The following is a 16702-nucleotide window of genomic DNA, read 5'->3' as shown; positions in this document are numbered from 1 at the left end:
TTTATATTGATCCATCTTGTGTTTTAGTCGGAGATATTCGCTGTGATGATGACAGTAGTATTTGGCCTTTAGTCGCTGCGCGTGGCGATGTGAACTACATCACTATCGGTAAACGCACCAATATCCAAGATGGTACAGTGCTTCATGTCAGCCGTATAAGTGAAGATAACCCTAAGGGGTTTCCTCTTATCATTGGCGATGATGTAACGGTGGGACATAAAGCAATGTTACATGGTTGCCAAATAGGCCATCGTGTTTTGGTGGGAATGGGCGCGATTATTTTAGATGGAGCTGTTGTTGAAGATGATGTCATCATTGGTGCAGGAAGTTTAGTTCCACCAAATAAATGTTTAGTGTCGGGCTTTTTATATGTTGGTAGCCCTGTCAAACAAACACGCCCATTAACAGAAAAAGAAAAAGCATTCTTACCTCGCTCTGCCAATAACTATGTCATTTTAAAGAATGAATATCTCTGCGACCTATAGAATAGAGAAGAGAAAGGTAAGCCTCATCTTATGATAGGGCTTACTTTTATTACGTACTGTTACTCGATAACAATATCACCGTCATCATCAAATGATTCGTCTTCGATCACCACTTCAGCCAACTCTTCAAGATCAAAACGCATTGAAGAAAATTCAGCGAGGATATCAGCTTCGTTATTTAAGGCTTTACCACTGTGCTGTTGTAGCCAGTTTAAGGTAACCCAACAGATGATCAGTGCGCCGCCTTGCTGAGCAGGGAAATTAACGGCTTGTCGAACAGCATCCCATGATTGAATATCTGAAAATAGAATATCTTGGTTCATTATTTTTACTCTTGTAAAGTTCGGCGTAACTCACGTTGTACTTGTTTAGCTCCCGGACGAAGCCCGCGCCATAACATGAAGCTTTCCGCAGCTTGTCCAACGAGCATTCCTAACCCATCTAATACTTTAACTGCGCCATGCTCTTTCGCCCATCTATTAAAAGAGGTTATCACTGAACCATAAACCATGTCATAGCACGTGGTATTCGTACCAATCACCGTTGGTGATATCGCTGGCACATCCCCAGATAGGCTGGCTGAGGTTGAATTGATGATCACATCAAAGGTTTGGTTTTCAAGTTCGGCTTGCTCTAGTGCAATAACATTACCGTAAGAAGAAAATAGCTCAGCCAATTGTTGTGCTTTGCTTACTGTACGGTTGGCTATAACCAATTTTTTAGGTTGCTGTGCTAATAATGGCAAAATCACACCACGAGCAGCACCACCGGCGCCTAACAATAAGATACATTGATCTTTTAATTCGACCTGTTGATTTATCAGATCTTGAACAAGGCCTTCACCATCAGTGTTGTCACCTAATACACCGCCGTCATCCAATCTCTTAAGTGTATTTACAGCACCTGCTAAGCGAGCACGTTCAGTCAGCCTGGTCGCATATTGATAAGCTTGCTCTTTAAATGGCACCGTAATGTTACAGCCTTTACCACCATCATTAAAAAACGTATCTGCCGCTTGCACAAAACCATCAATTGCAACAAGTTGACTTGTATATGTCATCTGTTGACTCGTTTGACGGGCAAATAAGGTATGAATGAATGGAGATTTACTTTGTCCGATCGGGTTACCAAATACGACGTACTTATCCATATACGAACTCTCTCTTTATATTAAGAAGGCTCTATCACTCCGTGATCTGAGCTCAATAACTGATTACCACTCTCGTGGCTTTAAATAATCTTGATACAATCGCGCTTCTGCTGAATTAGGTTCTGGTTCATAGCAATACTCCCAACGCACTAATGGTGGCATCGACATTAAAATAGACTCTGTTCTTCCGCCACTCTGTAAGCCAAACAAGGTGCCACGATCATAAACCAAATTAAATTCGACATAACGTCCACGACGGTATAACTGAAACTCCCGCTCACGTTCACCATAGGATAGATGATAACGCTGTTTTACTATCGGCATGTAGGCATTGATAAAACCATTACCGACCGCTTGCATATAAGCAAAGCTCTTATCAAATCCCCATTGATTGAGATCATCAAAGAATAAACCACCCACACCGCGGGTTTCATTACGATGCGGTAAGAAGAAATATTTATCACACCATGCTTTGTGTTCTTGATAAACATCATCACCAAACGGCGCACACAACTGTTTAGCTGTATCATGCCAGTGTTGGCAATCTTCTTCGAAAGGATAGAAAGGGGTAAGATCAAAGCCACCACCAAACCACCAAACCGGAGCTTCACCGTCTTTTTCTGCGATGAAGAAGCGAACATTGGCATGAGAGGTTGGCACATAAGGGTTGCGAGGGTGAATAACCAATGACACGCCCATTGCTTCAAAACGACGACCTGCTAATTCTGGGCGATGTGCTGTTGCAGAAGCTGGCATTTCAGCACCATAAACATGAGAAAAATTCACACCCGCTTGTTCGAAGATTTCGCCATCACGTAATACACGACTACGACCACCGCCACCTTCTTCACGCTGCCATTGGTCTTGTTCAAACGCGACGGTTGTTTCTTGTTGCTCTAATGCTTGGCAAATACGATCTTGTAAATCCAACAAAAAAGCTTTAACTGCACTTTTATCTACTTGGCTATCCATACTATTTATCCTTTACCCTTGACGGAAGATATTGCCATTAAGCGCATCACGTATCTCGGAAGGATTGGTGCGTCCGCCTGTTTCACCTTGCAGGATTGCAGCTAAACAATGCCCTAACTGTTGTTCAACTTCTTGCGCTGTTCGGCCAGGCTCTTGGCCTGTTAAATTTGCGCTGGTTGAGGTGATAGGTTTACCAAACTCCAAACATAAGCGTTGCACGAGTGGATGATCACTCACACGTACCGCAATTGTGGTAAATTGCCCAGTCAAAAACGAGGGAACATTAGGCTTAGTCGGCATTACCCAAGTCACAGGCCCTGGCCATGTTGCCATCACGGTTTGTTTTTGTTGTTCGGTCAATTGGCTTTCATCAATGTATGACAGCAGCTGATCGTAATTCGCCGCGATCAAAATTAAGCCCTTTTCAACTGGGCGTTGTTTGATCGCTAATAGTTTTTCAACCGCGTCTTGATTATCCGGATCACAGCCTACACCAAACACCGCTTCGGTTGGGTACCCGATCACTTCACCTTGCTTTAAGGCTGCAACGACTTGAGCAAAATTCTCCACAGTATCCTCATTATTTGTTCAGCAAATATTGTTGTTTTACTTTCTCAATTTCATTCTACCTACTCCTTAGTCACAACTCCATGCTAGGTTATAAGACAGTCAATATTCATGACGCAAACGTTTTCCTTTGAGCTAAATCACCGTATAATGCAGCCATCAACACGATGTTAAGTTATGACCTGAAGGAGAATGAGATGAAAGTTGGAATTATCATGGGTTCAAAATCTGATTGGCCAACCATGCAACATGCGGCTGAGATGCTTGATCGTTTCAATGTTCCTTATGAGACAAAGGTCGTTTCGGCTCACCGCACACCACATTTATTAGCCGAATACGCTGAAAGTGCACAAGAGCGTGGCATTAAAGTGATCATCGCAGGTGCTGGCGGTGCTGCTCACTTACCGGGGATGACAGCGGCTTTTACTAGCGTGCCTGTATTAGGCGTACCAGTTCAATCACGTGCACTAAAAGGGATGGATTCATTGCTTTCTATTGTTCAAATGCCTAAAGGTATAGCTGTTGGTACCTTAGCAATTGGTGATGCAGGGGCTGCCAATGCAGGTCTCTTAGCCGCACAAATTATCGGCACTCAAGATGAGCAAGTACTGGCCGCTATTGATACTTTCCGAAAAGAGCAAACAGAAACGGTATTAAGCAACCCAAATCCAGCAGAGGATGCATAATGAATAATGTGCTAGTCCTTGGTGCTGGCCAACTTGCCCGTATGATGGCACTGGCTGGCGCTCCTCTTAACATCAATGTGCTCGCTTATGATGTAGAGAGTGATAAAGTGGTTCATCCTCTTACCCAACAAGCAATGTCGAACTCGCTCGTTGAAGCGATTAATGACGTTGATGCGATCACTGCCGAGTTTGAACATATTCCTCACGATATTTTAGATATTTGTGCTGCCAGCGAGAAGTTCTTCCCAACGCCAGAAGCAATCAAAGCCGGTGGCGATCGTCGTCTAGAAAAAGCGTTATTGGATCATGCTGGCGTGCGCAATGCTAAATACCATGAAATCACTGAACGTGCAGATCTTCTTACTGCAATTGAAAAAATCGGGTTACCGCTGGTTTTAAAAAGTGCATTAGGTGGCTACGACGGTAAAGGGCAGTGGCGCTTAAAAGAAAGCGTACAGATTGATGATATTTGGCCTGAAATGGCGCAATGTATTGCTGATTCTCCTAATCAGACTATTGTTGCTGAGCAATTTATTCCTTTTCAACGCGAAGTATCATTGATTGGTGCCCGTAATCGCCGTGGTGATATTCAGGTATTTAACTTAACTGAAAATGTCCATACTGATGGCGTACTGAGTTTATCAACTGCGATTGTGGGTGACTCACCACTGCAAGCGCAAGCAGATAACATGTTCCGTGCCATCGCTAATAGCCTTGATTATGTCGGCGTGTTAGCTATCGAATTTTTCGATCTCGATGGCGAACTACTGGTAAACGAAATCGCGCCGCGGGTTCATAATTCAGGCCACTGGACACAGCAAGGTGCAGAAACATGTCAGTTCGAGAACCACTTACGTGCCGTTTGTGATTTTCCACTTGGCAGCACTCAAATAACTCGTCCTAGTGCGATGATCAATATCTTAGGTTTAGATAGCGTTCCTGATGCGGTTTATGCCCAAGAAGGTTGCCATATACACTGGTACGGTAAAGAAAAACGAGCGGGACGTAAAATGGGTCACATCAACGTGTGTGCAGATACACCAGAGCAATTGCAGTATCGTTTGATCATGTTATCAAGCTTTCTGGATGAGAAGGATTTCCCCGCACTGCCTCGTTAATATTTACTCCATTTAAAAAAGCCTGCGTCTGAGCAGGCTTTTTTTATGCTGTTTTATCAGCGCTATCAGGATCTTGATAAGCGTGGCATTTTCTATCTGCACATTGCAGTTTCACACCACTGGCTAATTTTTTTTCAATTAACAAACCAAAACCACATTGTTGACACGTACCGACAACAGGTTTGTTATTCACAGCAAATCGACAGCTTGGATACTGATCACACGCATAAAACACCTTACCATAACGGGACTTACGCTCAGTTAAATGGCCTTTGTGACATTCAGGACATCCAACATCGGTATTCTCTGCTTTCTTCTCTGTTGAAGCTAAATAGTGACAAGTAGGATATGCTGAACACCCAATAAACATCCCATAGCGACCTTGACGTAATACCAATGGGCTCTCACATTCAGGACAAGGCATATCGAGCTCTTTCACTACATGTCCATCGTTGTGATTTAATGGCTGAATATAGTCACAACTCGGATAATGATCGCAACCAAGAAAAGGGCCACGCTTACCAAATCGCATCACTAATTCGCCACCACATTGTGGGCACGGTGTGTGTGATAACGCCTGCTCATGGGCAGAGAATAAAGGTGGATTATTGGTTGTCATTACTACTCGCTTAAAAAGGAATATCGCGTTTTACACGCTATCGCGACAAATAAGATAGATACAATAACGGGCCACTTTAAGGCCCGCTAATTTTAATGCACTGCGCCGTCTTCCGCACCGTATAGCAACTCTTCCATCTGGCTATACGCTGTTTCATTACCGGGGGCATTAAAGAGCACCATTAAGATAATCCACTTCAAATCATCTAATGAAAATTCATTGGTATCGAGCTCCATGATCCGATCAATCACCATTTCACGGGTATCGGCATTTAGCACATGGATTTGCTCAAGATACATCAAGAAACCGCGACAAGTGACATCCATACGTATCATCTCTTGCTCGGTATACACACGCATTGATGTTGCTGCGCAGTTATTTACATAAGGAGTATGTTCAGTTTCTTGTAACGCTGCGAGTTGTTCCAACCAATTAAGCGCTTTATAAATATCATCTTGATGGAACCCAGCACGAATTAACTCTTCGGAAAGTTCATCTTGATCAAACATCAACTCAGCATCACTTTGGATATAAGTTTCAAACAGGTACATAAGAATGTCCATCATGACTAGCTCCTCCTCGTTCTGACATAACCACCTGGTACTGCACTGACCAAGCCCAGTAATTCCAACTCTAAAAGTTGGGTTAATACTTCATGGACAGGTTGTTCACAGCGTTCAGCAACTACATCTACGGGTGTTGCTTCGGTGCCTACGTTAGCCAACAGCGCTGGAAATGGCAATTCTTCATTTTCAGGTTGTGGCAAAGGCAAGCTTATTTGATTATTTATTGCGCACTCAGTTAAAGTTCCGACTTCATTAAAGATATCTGCGGGGCTTTCTACCAGTTTAGCACCAGATTTTATCAATGCGTTACAGCCTCGACTTTGCGCATTATAGATAGACCCGGGAAGGGCAAAAACTTCTCGCCCTTGTTCTAACGCATAACGCGCAGTAATGAGTGAACCGCTTTTTTCTGCCGCTTCAACTACCAATACGCCTGTCGACAAACCACTGATCACTCGATTGCGACGCGGAAAGTTTTGTGGACGCGGTTTTTCATCAGGCCAAAACTCTGAAACCAATGCACCTTGCTCTACAATTTCATTAGCTAACTGACGATGACGGGCAGGGTAAACCTGATCTAAACCAGAGCCTAACACCGCAACGGTAGCACCGCCGGACTTCAACGCTCCTAAATGGGCTTGTCCATCAACTCCTAAAGCAAGTCCACTTGTAACCACATACTCCGCTTGCCCTAGTGCATAAGCAAGATTAAATGCCGCCTCTCGACCATCAATGGAAGCGGCGCGGCTACCAATAATCGCCACTTGTGGTTGGGCTAAATAATCTACCTCACCACGGACAAATAACAGTGGCGGTGGAGATGATATTTGTTTAAGTAAATAAGGGTAAGCAGGAGAATCTAGGGACAAAATATGTTGATCCGGATGTTGCTGCCAAAGCAACGCTAGATCGATACGTTGTTGATTGGGTGAAGTAATCGCTGTGGCTTGTTGTTGAGTTAAACCTAGCTGACACAAGTGTTCAAATGAAGAGCCAACACATTGTTGCGCCGAGACATGACGCAAGAGTTTATTGATACGATGACCACCTAAATGCGGGGTCATCGCCAATACTAACCAAGGGTACAGTGATTCACTCATTACTATCTTAACGCGTTGGTGGAACAGCAGTAACACCCGGCTTGAATGGTTCTAAACTTTGCATCACCACCGCTAAACTAAAGTACTCATAAGGACGAAGCACCATTAATTTACCCACAGAGATGTCACCCAACGGGGTAGAGCCTACCAATGGATTATCTTTGTAATGGTAACTACCTTTTTTACGTTGCACTTTCGCACCTTGTTTAAATAAATCAAAGACAAAGCCTGATTCCACACCATCTAAATGCCCGCGATCTAATACCACAACATCAAAGTTAGAAATGTAGCTACGCCCTTCAAGTTGCCCAATCACATTTGCTATCATCGACTCTGGCGGTGTTGAAGGTGAAAACGATAAGTTAGGCTCTCCGCTCACTAATAATGGTAATAAAATATCGTTTTGACTGATTTCCTGACGATAGGTATCAACCCGTAATTGACTGGTTTTATCATCGGCTGCAGTGACGGTTAAATCGGCAATTTCCTTTAATGTCATTACCTTTGCATAAACTTCAGCACTTGTATCCGTTGCTGAATCATTACGTGTAAACGTTTCTTCAATACGGTAAACACGCCATTGTGTTGTCGGTGCTAAAGGTTGATCGGCCCATACAATATCACCGACAGACAAGTAACCACGCTCATCGCTAGAGCCTAATACTTGCGGTTGTGTCTTGGCTGACTTTTGGCTGATCAATTTATTTTCAGCAACATATTCAAGCATAAGATAGCCTAGTAACGTCGTAATAGGATCACGGATCACGCGAGCTTTTGGAGATAGTTTTACGTGTTTTTTCAAACTTAACTTCGGCTGTCCGTTGACCCAAATAAGGTGAAGACGATCGCCGGGGTAAATCAGGTGTGGGTTTTTAATGTAACTGTTCTTTTCCCATAATTGAGGCCAAGACCATGGATTTTCGAGAAACACGCCAGAGATATCCCATAACGTGTCACCTTTTTTAACGATATAAACATCAGGCACATTATTTCGCAGTAATGGAGCTGGCGGGGCAAAAAGTGAGGGGATAAAAAGCATAAAGCTTAGAATAATGCCCAATGGCTTCATGAGATCACTTCCTTGGATAACACAACACATCACAAGGCTCCGCCTTGCAACAGATAAAATACGTTTATTTCCTCAGATTGGCATTAGCCTATTGATATGTCGACTTTTTAACAAAGAGCAAAAAGCGCTTTTCGGTTCACGTCACTATTTATAGATAACTGTTGCAACTCAATAGCGTCAAGTTTGCTTACAGCTATCACTAACCCCTTTGCCAATAAAATACTGATGAACGCTTTTTCATTCTTTGTCTTTCACCTATGACAAAAAATTCGGTACTGTTATTTGATCTTTAAAATGACTAGAATTAGACCAACAGCGTTTTATTTTTTAGTTTCCGTTAACGAATTCGAGTCCTTATGTCTGTATTACACGTTCTAACCTTTCCTGATGAACGCCTACGTACTGTAGCTAAACCAGTCGAGGCGATAACACCTGAAATCCAAACAATTATCGATGATATGTTGGAGACCATGTACGACGAAGAAGGTATTGGCCTCGCAGCAACTCAAGTTGATATTCACCAACGTATTGTGGTGATTGACGTATCAGAAGAACGTAACCAACCTATGGTACTAGTGAACCCTAAAATCACTGAAGAACACGGTGAAGATGGTATCGAAGAAGGCTGTTTATCGGTTCCTACCGCTCGAGGTTTTGTACCACGAGCAGCAGGCGTAAGTGTCACCGCGCTGGATCGTAACGGTAAAGAATACAGCTTCAAAGCTGATGGTTTATTGGCTATTTGTGTACAACATGAATTAGATCACTTAGCTGGCAAGCTATTTGTTGACTATTTATCACCTTTAAAACGTCAACGCATTAAACAGAAACTAGAGAAAATTAAACGCCATAACGCAAAAAACTAATTATTTAGAGGTTACCTTGAGCAAACCATTACGCATCGTTTTTGCTGGTACTCCTGACTTCGCCGCCCGTCATTTGGCGGCGTTGTTGTCTTCACAGCACCAAGTTGTTGCTGTTTACACTCAACCTGATCGCCCAGCAGGTCGTGGTAAGAAACTAACATCAAGCCCAGTTAAAAATATCGCGCTTGAACATGATATTCCGGTTTATCAACCCGCTTCATTACGTAATGAAGAAGCACAACAAGAGTTAGCAGCCATTAAGGCTGATATTATGGTTGTGGTGGCATACGGCTTATTGTTGCCGCAAGAAGTATTAGATACACCACGTTTAGGTTGTATTAATGTACACGGTTCTATTCTCCCACGTTGGCGTGGTGCTGCGCCGATCCAACGATCTATTTGGGCGGGAGATACAGAAACTGGCGTAACTATCATGCAGATGGATATCGGCCTTGATACTGGTGACATGCTAAAAGTGGCAACCTTGCCAATTGAAGCAACAGATACTAGCGCTACCATGTACGAAAAATTAGCGGATCTTGGCCCTGATGCCTTAATTGATTGTTTATCTGATATTGCTAATAGCACTGCCGTAGCCGTTAAGCAAGACGATGAGCTAGCAAACTACGCTAAGAAGCTGAGTAAAGAAGAAGCGTTAATTGATTGGACAATGGATGCCGCTGCGATTGAACGCTGTGTTCGTGCGTTTAACCCGTGGCCAATGAGTTACTTCACCGTTGCTGAGCAAAATATCAAAGTTTGGCAAGCGACTGTTGAAGATGACAATCAAGGTAAAGTACCTGGTACAATTTTATCTGCTGATAAGCAAGGTATCCTAGTTGCGACAGGTAATGGCGCATTGCGCTTATTATCACTTCAACCGCCAGGTAAGAAAGCGATGACAGCGGCAGATCTGCTTAATTCTCGTCGAGAATGGTTTGAATCTGGCGCTCAGCTATAAATATCAAGGCCAGTGTTTAGTCACTGGCTTTTCTTTTTAAGTTCCACATTGTTATCGCCAGCACTAACGGCGAGTTCAGGAAACAGCTATGAATGTAAGAGCCACTGCGGCCAAAGTTATTTATCAGGTCGTCGATCAAGGGCAGTCATTATCCGCCGCACTTCCTGCTGCGCAACAAGATATCAGAGAGCGTGACCATGCTTTATTGCAAGAGATCTGCTATGGCGTACTTCGCTGGCTTCCTCGCTTAGAATCTATTACCCAAGCGCTAATGGATAAGCCGTTAAAAGGTAAGCAACGTGTATTCCACCATTTAATTTTAGTGGGCTTATATCAACTCGGTTACATGCGAATTCCAGCACATGCTGCAGTAGCCGAAACGGTAAATGCAACGAAAACACTTAAAAAACCACAACTTCGCGGGCTTATTAACGCTATCTTACGTAATTATCAACGTCAACAAGAAACCTTAGATGCTCAGGCTATCAGTCATGATGCGGGTAAATATGGGCATCCAAGCTGGCTATTAAAGTTATTAAAAGAAAGCTACCCCGAACAATTTGCTGATATTTGTGAAGCCAATAACACCAAAGCACCGATGTGGCTACGTGTTAATCGCCAACACAATACTCGAGATGCCTACCGCGCTTTATTAGATGCCGAAGACATTGCAACCGAGTTACACCCACAGGCCGCAGATGCTTTACGTTTAGTTTCGCCATGTGATGTAACTCAACTTCCAGGCTTTAGTGATGGCTGGGTCTCGGTGCAAGATGCAGCAGCTCAGTTAGCGGTGGATTATTTACAACCTAAAGCAGATGAGTTAATTCTTGATTGCTGCGCAGCCCCAGGTGGTAAAACAGCCCACATCATGGAACATGTGCCATCAACCAAAGTGGTTGCGATTGACTGTGATGAAAATCGTCTTAAACGTGTACACGAAAACTTGGCACGTTTGAACCTTGATGCAACCGTATTGTGCGCTGATGCCCGTTACCCAGAACAATGGTGGCAAGGTGATAAATTTGATCGTATTTTGCTCGATGCGCCATGTTCTGCGACGGGGGTTATTCGTCGTCACCCAGATATTAAATGGCTACGTCGTGGCGAAGATATTGCTGCACTGGCAACACTTCAAGCAGAGATCTTTGACGCAATGTGGCTACAATTAAAGCCTGGCGGTACGTTGGTGTACGCTACATGCTCTATTACGCCACAAGAGAACTGTGACCAAGTGAAAGCCTTTTTAGCACGAACGCCAAATGTAACCTTAATTGGTAGCGATCCTGCTAAACCTGGTCGCCAAATTCTGCCAGGTGAAGAGTCGATGGATGGTTTTTACTACGCTGTGCTGACAAAAGCAGAGTAATCATTGTTTAGATAAAAGCGGAACTTGCTGTCAAGATTCCGCTTTTTCATATTTTATAACGCCGATCAGAACATTGTACTTACATCTGATCTCTATAGGCATTTACATCAGGCATAGACTATGAAAATTATTATTCTCGGTGCCGGACAAGTTGGCGGCACCCTTGCTGAAAACTTGGTTGGTGAGAATAACGATATCACTATCGTTGATAAGGATCCCGAGCGTCTTCGTGAGCTGCAAGACAAATACGACCTTCGGGTTGTACAAGGCTTTGCCAGTCACCCTCGTACGTTACGAGAAGCAGGGGCACAAGATGCTGATATGTTGGTATCTGTCACGAACTCCGATGAAACTAACATGATCGCATGTCAAATTGCATTCTCTCTTTTCAATACACCTAACCGTGTCGCTCGTATTCGTTCGCCTGAATATTTACGAGAGAAAGAACAACTGTTTCAATCTGATGCTGTTCCTGTTGATCACTTAATCGCCCCAGAAGAATTGGTGACCGATTACATTGAAAAATTGATTGAATACCCAGGCGCATTACAGGTTGTTAGCTTTGCAGAAGAGAAAGTCGGCCTTGTTGCGGTAAAAGCTTACTATGGCGGTCCGCTAGTTGGTAATGCCTTATCTGCATTACGTGAACACATGCCACATATCGATACCCGCGTAGCGGCGATTTTCCGTCAAGGTAAACCGATTCGTCCACAAGGTACAACGATAATTGAAGCTGATGATGAAGTCTTCTTTGTCGCCGCAAGTAACCATATTCGTTCAGTAATGAGTGAACTTCAGCGCCTAGAGAAACCTTATAAGCGTTTGATGATTGTTGGTGGTGGTAACGTGGGTGCTGGTTTAGCTCGTCGTTTAGAGCAAAGCTACAGCATCAAACTGATTGAACGTAATCAAGAGCGTGCTGAGAACTTGTCTGAAATGCTACAAAATACCATCGTATTTTGTGGTGATGCCTCAGATCAAGAGTTGCTCAGTGAAGAGCATATCGAGCAGATCGATGTCTTTATTGCGGTTACTAACGATGATGAAGCCAACATCATGTCAGCCATGCTTGCTAAGCGCATGGGAGCAAAGAAAGTGATGGTGCTTATCCAGCGCGGCGCTTACGTTGATTTGGTGCAAGGCGGAACAATTGATATCGCAATTTCACCGCAACAAGCGACAATTTCAGCATTATTAACGCACGTGCGAAAAGCCGATATAGTTAATGTATCATCACTACGTCGTGGCGCTGCAGAAGCCATTGAAGCGATTGCTCATGGTGATTCCAGTACCTCTAAAGTCGTTGGTCGTGCAATCAGCGATATTAAATTACCACCAGGTACCACAATTGGTGCAGTTGTCCGTGGTGAAGAAGTGTTAATCGCCCATGACCGTACCGTCATCGAGCAAAACGATCACGTGGTGATGTTCCTTGTTGATAAGAAGTACATCCCTGATGTTGAACGTCTCTTCCAACCTAGTCCTTTCTTCTTGTAACTGATCATGGTTAATTATCGTCCCATATTGTTTGTACTAGGGTTAGTGCTGTCTAAGCTAGCCCTATTCATGTACGTGCCGACATTAGTCGCCTTTTTTACTGGTACAGAAGGATTTATTGATTTCGCCACCGCGGTATTGATCACCCATTCTGTTGCCTTTTTATTTTTAACTTTAGGTAAAACCCCAGAGTTTAAACTTAGCGTGCGAGACATGTTCTTGATCACCACCTTAGTTTGGACTGTCGCCAGTGCTTTTGCGGCCTTACCTTTTGTATTTATTAATCACATTAGTTTTACCGATGCTTACTTTGAAACCATGTCAGGGATCACAACAACAGGCTCTACCGTCTTAAGTGGTTTAGATGATATGGCTCCCAGTATTTTGCTGTGGCGATCAACACTGCAATGGCTAGGTGGGGTTGGCTTCATTGTGATGGCAGTAGCGATCCTCCCGATGCTGAACGTCGGTGGTATGCGTTTATTCCAAACTGAATCATCAGATTGGTCAGATAAAAGCTCGCCAAGAACCAAGAATGTTGCAAAGAATATCGTTAATGTTTATCTCACGTTAACCTTGCTTTGCATTATCTCGTTTATGTTTGCAGGGATGAATACATTTGATGCCATTAACCATGCTTTCACTACGATTTCGACCGGCGGTTACTCCACCTCTGATGGTTCAATGAATCACTTCTCGCACAGTGCACAGTGGGTTGCTACTTTCTTTATGTTTTCAGGTGGTTTGCCATTTTTACTGTTTGTACAAGCCTTGAAAAAACGCCATCCAAAAACCTTATTTGGTGACGCCCAAGTAAAAGGCTATGCCTTGTTTGTGACCGTTGCCAGTTTAATTGTGGCGGCATGCTTGTTCTTCAATAAAGATTATTCGTTGATGGATTCGCTGCGATTATCATTTTTCAACATCATTTCTGTTGTGACAACCACAGGGTTTGGCTTGGGCGATTTCACCTCATGGGGACCGTTGCCTAGTATTATTTTCGCCTTCACTTTATTAGTAGGAGCTTGCTCAGGGTCTACCAGTGGCGGAATAAAAATCTTTCGATTCCAGATTGCCTTTGCCTTACTACGTAAGCAAATTATGCAATCTATCCACCCATCGGCGCTATTTGTCCAACGCTATAATGACAGACCTGTCACTGACGATATTGTGCGCTCGGTTGTTGCATTGGTATTGACCTTTATCATGACCATTATCTTCATTGCTGCGATATTAGGTCTGCAAGGGCTTGATCCCATCACCAGCATTACAGGTGCTGTCACCGCTGTTGCTAACGTAGGGCCGGGGATGGGGAGCATTATCGGTCCAACAGGTAACTTCGCGAGTTTGCCTGATTTATCAAAGTGGACCTTAAGCTTAGGTATGTTGATGGGACGTTTAGAAATTTTGACGGTGTTAGTGGTTTTTTCACCTGCATTTTGGCGAGACTAATAACACTAGAAACAAAAAGGGAGCGTATTGCGCTCCCTTTTTTATCCATTACATCGCGATGCTCTACACAGGTTTTACATAGAAATAAATCGCACAAAAGTGGCAAATAGAGCCACCTAATACAAATAAATGCCAAATTGCATGGTTATACGGAATACGTTTATTAACGTAGAAAATCACCCCAAGTGAATAGATCACACCGCCTAAAGCAAGAAACACTAAACCACCAGTCGATAAAATAAGTGCTAATTGATAAATCATAATTAACGATAACCAACCCATGGTTAAATAAGTGATCAGTGATAATTTCTCAAATCGATAAACAAATGCAATTTTGGCAATAATACCGATTATCGCAAGTCCCCAAATCACGCTCATCAAACCAATAGCTAATGGCGTACGCAAAGAAATCAATAAAAAAGGCGTATAAGTACCAGCAATAAGAAGATAAATAGCGCAATGATCGAAAGTTTTTAACGCGCGTTTCGCTTTGGGGGATGAAATAGAATGGTAGAGAGTAGAAGCTAAATAAAGCAATATCATACTCACCGAATACACGGTATAGCTGATAATACTTAACGTATCAGCATTAACATAGAATGCTTTCTCAAGTAGTAAATATAACCCAAACAAGCCAAATACCAGCCCGATCCCATGGCTTATACTGTTCGCAACTTCTTCTGCGACTGAGTACCCTTGTTCAGTTGCCACTGATTTACTCATCACTCAACTACCTCACGCTAACATGACATTATACTACTATAACCACACCACTCAGCTTACACTTGTAAGCTGAAAATAAGCAAGTCAGGAATCGTAATATTTATAATGATGAGATAAAAATATGTGTAATAAAAACGGAGCGCTCGTGATAGATAAACGATACCCCGCTAATTATTATTTTTGCAGTAGTGACAAGGTGGCTTGTCGAGCAGCATCTGGATCGCGAGCAACAATGCCATCAACGATCTGTTGGTGAGCATCAAGTTTTAAAATACGTTCACGCGTAACAACTCGGAAGTAGTTTTCAAATACCGCTTTAAACAAGTTACCAAACGGACTAATAAAATGATTTCCTGAGGAAAAATAAATCAGTTGATGGAAACGAGTATCGACTTCAACCCAACGTTCTTGATCGAAGTTATCGCCCATTTCATGCATTTCAGCCAACAGCTCTTGTAGCTCTTTACGCTCTTCATCTGTTGCATGAATAGCAGCTAATGCTGCCGCTTCTGGCTCTAACATTAAACGCGCTTGTTGATATTCCTCTAATAATTCAGAATCGGCATCAAAATCTAACCAAGCCAGTAAATCTTGATCAAGATAGTTCCAATTCTTTTTCGGCATCACACGTGTACCAATACGTGGCCGAGGCAACACCATTCCTTTGGCAGCCAACATTTTGATTGCCTCACGAACAGCTGTACGGCTTACACCATACATGTCACCTAATTCGACTTCACCCGGTAAAATATCACCTGGCGCTGTTTCTCCCGCCAAAATACGACGGCCAATAGACTCAGCTAATCGATAAGATAAATTTCGGTTGGCAACAATGCGTTGCTGCTCTTGCTCCATACATCCTCTCCAAAGGCTTCTTTTATAATGTAGTTATTCCATAAGATATGTGCTGTATAACACAAACATCGTATTACAACATAAACGGATCTAAATACACCAAGCTAAAGCGCTCTTACAGCCCTTTTTTTGCAGCATGCTGAATCATCCCCATCTTAATGCTTCAATCTTAGCATTTTAGCGGCTACTTTTTACTCGACTTTTAAAATTGCTATTGTTATTCTCAGCGCAAACTGATTAACAACCAAGCGATATACTGATGGATGGGGTAAACCCAGTAGGGAATTTTCCCTTCAGCGATCAGCTTGATAACTTCCGGCCATGGACGAGCCTGACAACAGGTGATTTATGCGACCAGCATCTCCCGTCAGGTATGTAAGTACCCCTCGTAGCCCTTCACGCCTTCGTGCAACGGCTCATGCTCCATATTTTAAAACGAAACAAAAAGCTGTTGTTGAGATTTCATTAACGAATAACGATATAAAATTAAAGCATGATGAGTTAGACACCCAAATACTGCAATCAATTGCCAACCAAAATATCGCGTAATGATAATAAAACGATTGGGATAAAGCAGCTTCAGCTGCTTTTTTTACTTTGTTTTGTCATTACAGCCCCATACAACAGATTGTAACCCCGTGTGCTTT

19 protein-coding genes are annotated in these 16702 nt (G+C 43.0%); 9 read left to right on the top strand and 10 right to left on the bottom strand.

Annotated elements, in window-relative coordinates:
• Window positions 1-485, top strand: a 485-nt coding sequence (locus tag SKA34_RS21990) for a gamma carbonic anhydrase family protein (RefSeq protein ID WP_006647611.1), incomplete at its 5' end; no start/stop codon positions are given.
• 59 nt (window positions 486-544) lie between these two features.
• Here SKA34_RS21990 and SKA34_RS21985 read toward each other — a convergent pair.
• The 4 genes from SKA34_RS21985 to SKA34_RS21970 form a co-directional block, all read right to left on the bottom strand.
• Window positions 545-808, bottom strand: coding sequence for a DUF1488 domain-containing protein (locus SKA34_RS21985; RefSeq protein WP_006647610.1), 264 nt, complete (start codon window positions 806-808; stop codon window positions 545-547).
• A gap of 5 nt (window positions 809-813) precedes the next feature.
• Window positions 814-1635, bottom strand: coding sequence for a shikimate dehydrogenase (gene aroE / locus SKA34_RS21980; protein ID WP_006647609.1), 822 nt, complete (start codon window positions 1633-1635; stop codon window positions 814-816).
• A gap of 63 nt (window positions 1636-1698) precedes the next feature.
• On the bottom strand, window positions 1699-2607 hold the full coding sequence (hemF, locus tag SKA34_RS21975) for an oxygen-dependent coproporphyrinogen oxidase (protein ID WP_006647608.1): 909 nt from the start codon (window positions 2605-2607) through the stop codon (window positions 1699-1701).
• A 12-nt stretch (window positions 2608-2619) separates the two neighbouring features.
• Window positions 2620-3177, bottom strand: coding sequence for an L-threonylcarbamoyladenylate synthase (locus SKA34_RS21970; RefSeq protein WP_006647607.1), 558 nt, complete (start codon window positions 3175-3177; stop codon window positions 2620-2622).
• A 194-nt stretch (window positions 3178-3371) separates the two neighbouring features.
• Between SKA34_RS21970 and purE the strand changes: the two genes are divergently transcribed.
• Window positions 3372-3860 carry a 5-(carboxyamino)imidazole ribonucleotide mutase gene (gene purE, locus SKA34_RS21965; protein WP_006647606.1) on the top strand — a complete coding sequence of 163 codons (489 nt, stop codon included), beginning with the start codon at window positions 3372-3374 and terminating at the stop codon, window positions 3858-3860.
• Window positions 3860-4978 (top strand): 5-(carboxyamino)imidazole ribonucleotide synthase, encoded by a 1119-nt coding sequence (locus SKA34_RS21960; protein ID WP_006647605.1) that lies wholly within the window; start codon window positions 3860-3862, stop codon window positions 4976-4978. Before purE ends, SKA34_RS21960 begins: the two co-directional genes overlap by 1 nt.
• A 43-nt stretch (window positions 4979-5021) precedes the next feature.
• Here the strand turns inward: SKA34_RS21960 and SKA34_RS21955 are convergent, their stop codons facing one another.
• The 4 genes from SKA34_RS21955 to SKA34_RS21940 all read right to left on the bottom strand — a co-directional run bounded on the left by SKA34_RS21955 (window position 5022) and on the right by SKA34_RS21940 (window position 8332).
• On the bottom strand, window positions 5022-5597 hold the full coding sequence (locus tag SKA34_RS21955; RefSeq protein WP_006647604.1) for a topoisomerase DNA-binding C4 zinc finger domain-containing protein: 576 nt from the start codon (window positions 5595-5597) through the stop codon (window positions 5022-5024).
• Between the two features lie 92 nt (window positions 5598-5689).
• Window positions 5690-6163 (bottom strand): DUF494 family protein, encoded by a 474-nt coding sequence (locus SKA34_RS21950; protein ID WP_005372379.1) that lies wholly within the window; start codon window positions 6161-6163, stop codon window positions 5690-5692.
• Between the two features lie 2 nt (window positions 6164-6165).
• Window positions 6166-7263, bottom strand: coding sequence for a DNA-processing protein DprA (dprA, locus tag SKA34_RS21945; protein ID WP_006647603.1), 1098 nt, complete (start codon window positions 7261-7263; stop codon window positions 6166-6168).
• Window positions 7264-7270: 7 nt separating this feature from the next.
• Window positions 7271-8332 carry a LysM peptidoglycan-binding domain-containing protein gene (locus tag SKA34_RS21940; RefSeq protein WP_006647602.1) on the bottom strand — a complete coding sequence of 354 codons (1062 nt, stop codon included), beginning with the start codon at window positions 8330-8332 and terminating at the stop codon, window positions 7271-7273.
• 356 nt (window positions 8333-8688) lie between these two features.
• Here SKA34_RS21940 and def point away from each other — a divergent pair, with 356 nt between their 5' ends.
• The 5 genes from def to SKA34_RS21915 all read left to right on the top strand — a co-directional run bounded on the left by def (window position 8689) and on the right by SKA34_RS21915 (window position 14477).
• On the top strand, window positions 8689-9198 hold the full coding sequence (def, locus tag SKA34_RS21935; protein WP_006647601.1) for a peptide deformylase: 510 nt from the start codon (window positions 8689-8691) through the stop codon (window positions 9196-9198).
• A 16-nt stretch (window positions 9199-9214) separates the two neighbouring features.
• Window positions 9215-10159 carry a methionyl-tRNA formyltransferase gene (fmt, locus tag SKA34_RS21930; RefSeq protein WP_006647600.1) on the top strand — a complete coding sequence of 315 codons (945 nt, stop codon included), beginning with the start codon at window positions 9215-9217 and terminating at the stop codon, window positions 10157-10159.
• An 88-nt stretch (window positions 10160-10247) separates the two neighbouring features.
• On the top strand, window positions 10248-11528 hold the full coding sequence (gene rsmB, locus SKA34_RS21925; protein WP_006647599.1) for a 16S rRNA (cytosine(967)-C(5))-methyltransferase RsmB: 1281 nt from the start codon (window positions 10248-10250) through the stop codon (window positions 11526-11528).
• Window positions 11529-11648: 120 nt separating this feature from the next.
• A complete protein-coding gene (trkA, locus tag SKA34_RS21920) occupies window positions 11649-13025 on the top strand; it encodes a Trk system potassium transporter TrkA (RefSeq protein WP_005372370.1) in 1377 nt (458 codons plus the stop codon).
• A 6-nt stretch (window positions 13026-13031) separates the two neighbouring features.
• Entirely contained in the window at window positions 13032-14477 is a 1446-nt protein-coding gene (locus SKA34_RS21915; protein WP_006647598.1) for a TrkH family potassium uptake protein, read from the top strand.
• Between the two features lie 63 nt (window positions 14478-14540).
• Here the strand turns inward: SKA34_RS21915 and SKA34_RS21910 are convergent, their stop codons facing one another.
• A complete protein-coding gene (locus SKA34_RS21910) occupies window positions 14541-15200 on the bottom strand; it encodes a hemolysin III family protein (protein ID WP_006647597.1) in 660 nt (219 codons plus the stop codon).
• Window positions 15201-15374: 174 nt separating this feature from the next.
• Window positions 15375-16055: a FadR/GntR family transcriptional regulator gene (locus tag SKA34_RS21905; protein ID WP_006647596.1), complete on the bottom strand. Its 681-nt coding sequence runs from the start codon at window positions 16053-16055 to the stop codon at window positions 15375-15377.
• Between the two features lie 348 nt (window positions 16056-16403).
• Here SKA34_RS21905 and SKA34_RS21900 point away from each other — a divergent pair, with 348 nt between their 5' ends.
• On the top strand, window positions 16404-16604 hold the full coding sequence (locus SKA34_RS21900; RefSeq protein WP_006647595.1) for a hypothetical protein: 201 nt from the start codon (window positions 16404-16406) through the stop codon (window positions 16602-16604).
• The last annotated feature ends 98 nt before the right edge of the window (window positions 16605-16702 follow it).

It is taken from the genome of Photobacterium sp. SKA34 (assembly GCF_000153325.1).
GTDB lineage: Bacteria > Pseudomonadota > Gammaproteobacteria > Enterobacterales > Vibrionaceae > Photobacterium.
The sequence above is the reverse complement of the archived record's forward strand: the minus strand, read 5'-3'. Positions and strand labels throughout refer to the sequence as shown.

What these genes read in the sequence shown, in the direction of transcription:
- SKA34_RS21900 (WP_006647595.1), top strand. Translation starts at nt 16,404, where the DNA reads ATGCGACCAGCATCTCCCGTCAGGTATGTAAGTACCCCTCGTAGCCCT.
- SKA34_RS21955 (WP_006647604.1), bottom strand. Translation starts at nt 5,597, where the DNA reads ATGACAACCAATAATCCACCTTTATTCTCTGCCCATGAGCAGGCGTTA.
- SKA34_RS21905 (WP_006647596.1), bottom strand. Translation starts at nt 16,055, where the DNA reads ATGGAGCAAGAGCAGCAACGCATTGTTGCCAACCGAAATTTATCTTAT.
- def (WP_006647601.1), top strand. Translation starts at nt 8,689, where the DNA reads ATGTCTGTATTACACGTTCTAACCTTTCCTGATGAACGCCTACGTACT.
- SKA34_RS21985 (WP_006647610.1), bottom strand. Translation starts at nt 808, where the DNA reads ATGAACCAAGATATTCTATTTTCAGATATTCAATCATGGGATGCTGTT.
- hemF (WP_006647608.1), bottom strand. Translation starts at nt 2,607, where the DNA reads ATGGATAGCCAAGTAGATAAAAGTGCAGTTAAAGCTTTTTTGTTGGAT.
- SKA34_RS21910 (WP_006647597.1), bottom strand. Translation starts at nt 15,200, where the DNA reads ATGAGTAAATCAGTGGCAACTGAACAAGGGTACTCAGTCGCAGAAGAA.
- trkA (WP_005372370.1), top strand. Translation starts at nt 11,649, where the DNA reads ATGAAAATTATTATTCTCGGTGCCGGACAAGTTGGCGGCACCCTTGCT.
- SKA34_RS21960 (WP_006647605.1), top strand. Translation starts at nt 3,860, where the DNA reads ATGAATAATGTGCTAGTCCTTGGTGCTGGCCAACTTGCCCGTATGATG.
- SKA34_RS21940 (WP_006647602.1), bottom strand. Translation starts at nt 8,332, where the DNA reads ATGAAGCCATTGGGCATTATTCTAAGCTTTATGCTTTTTATCCCCTCA.
- aroE (WP_006647609.1), bottom strand. Translation starts at nt 1,635, where the DNA reads ATGGATAAGTACGTCGTATTTGGTAACCCGATCGGACAAAGTAAATCT.
- SKA34_RS21950 (WP_005372379.1), bottom strand. Translation starts at nt 6,163, where the DNA reads ATGATGGACATTCTTATGTACCTGTTTGAAACTTATATCCAAAGTGAT.
- dprA (WP_006647603.1), bottom strand. Translation starts at nt 7,263, where the DNA reads ATGAGTGAATCACTGTACCCTTGGTTAGTATTGGCGATGACCCCGCAT.
- rsmB (WP_006647599.1), top strand. Translation starts at nt 10,248, where the DNA reads ATGAATGTAAGAGCCACTGCGGCCAAAGTTATTTATCAGGTCGTCGAT.
- SKA34_RS21915 (WP_006647598.1), top strand. Translation starts at nt 13,032, where the DNA reads ATGGTTAATTATCGTCCCATATTGTTTGTACTAGGGTTAGTGCTGTCT.
- purE (WP_006647606.1), top strand. Translation starts at nt 3,372, where the DNA reads ATGAAAGTTGGAATTATCATGGGTTCAAAATCTGATTGGCCAACCATG.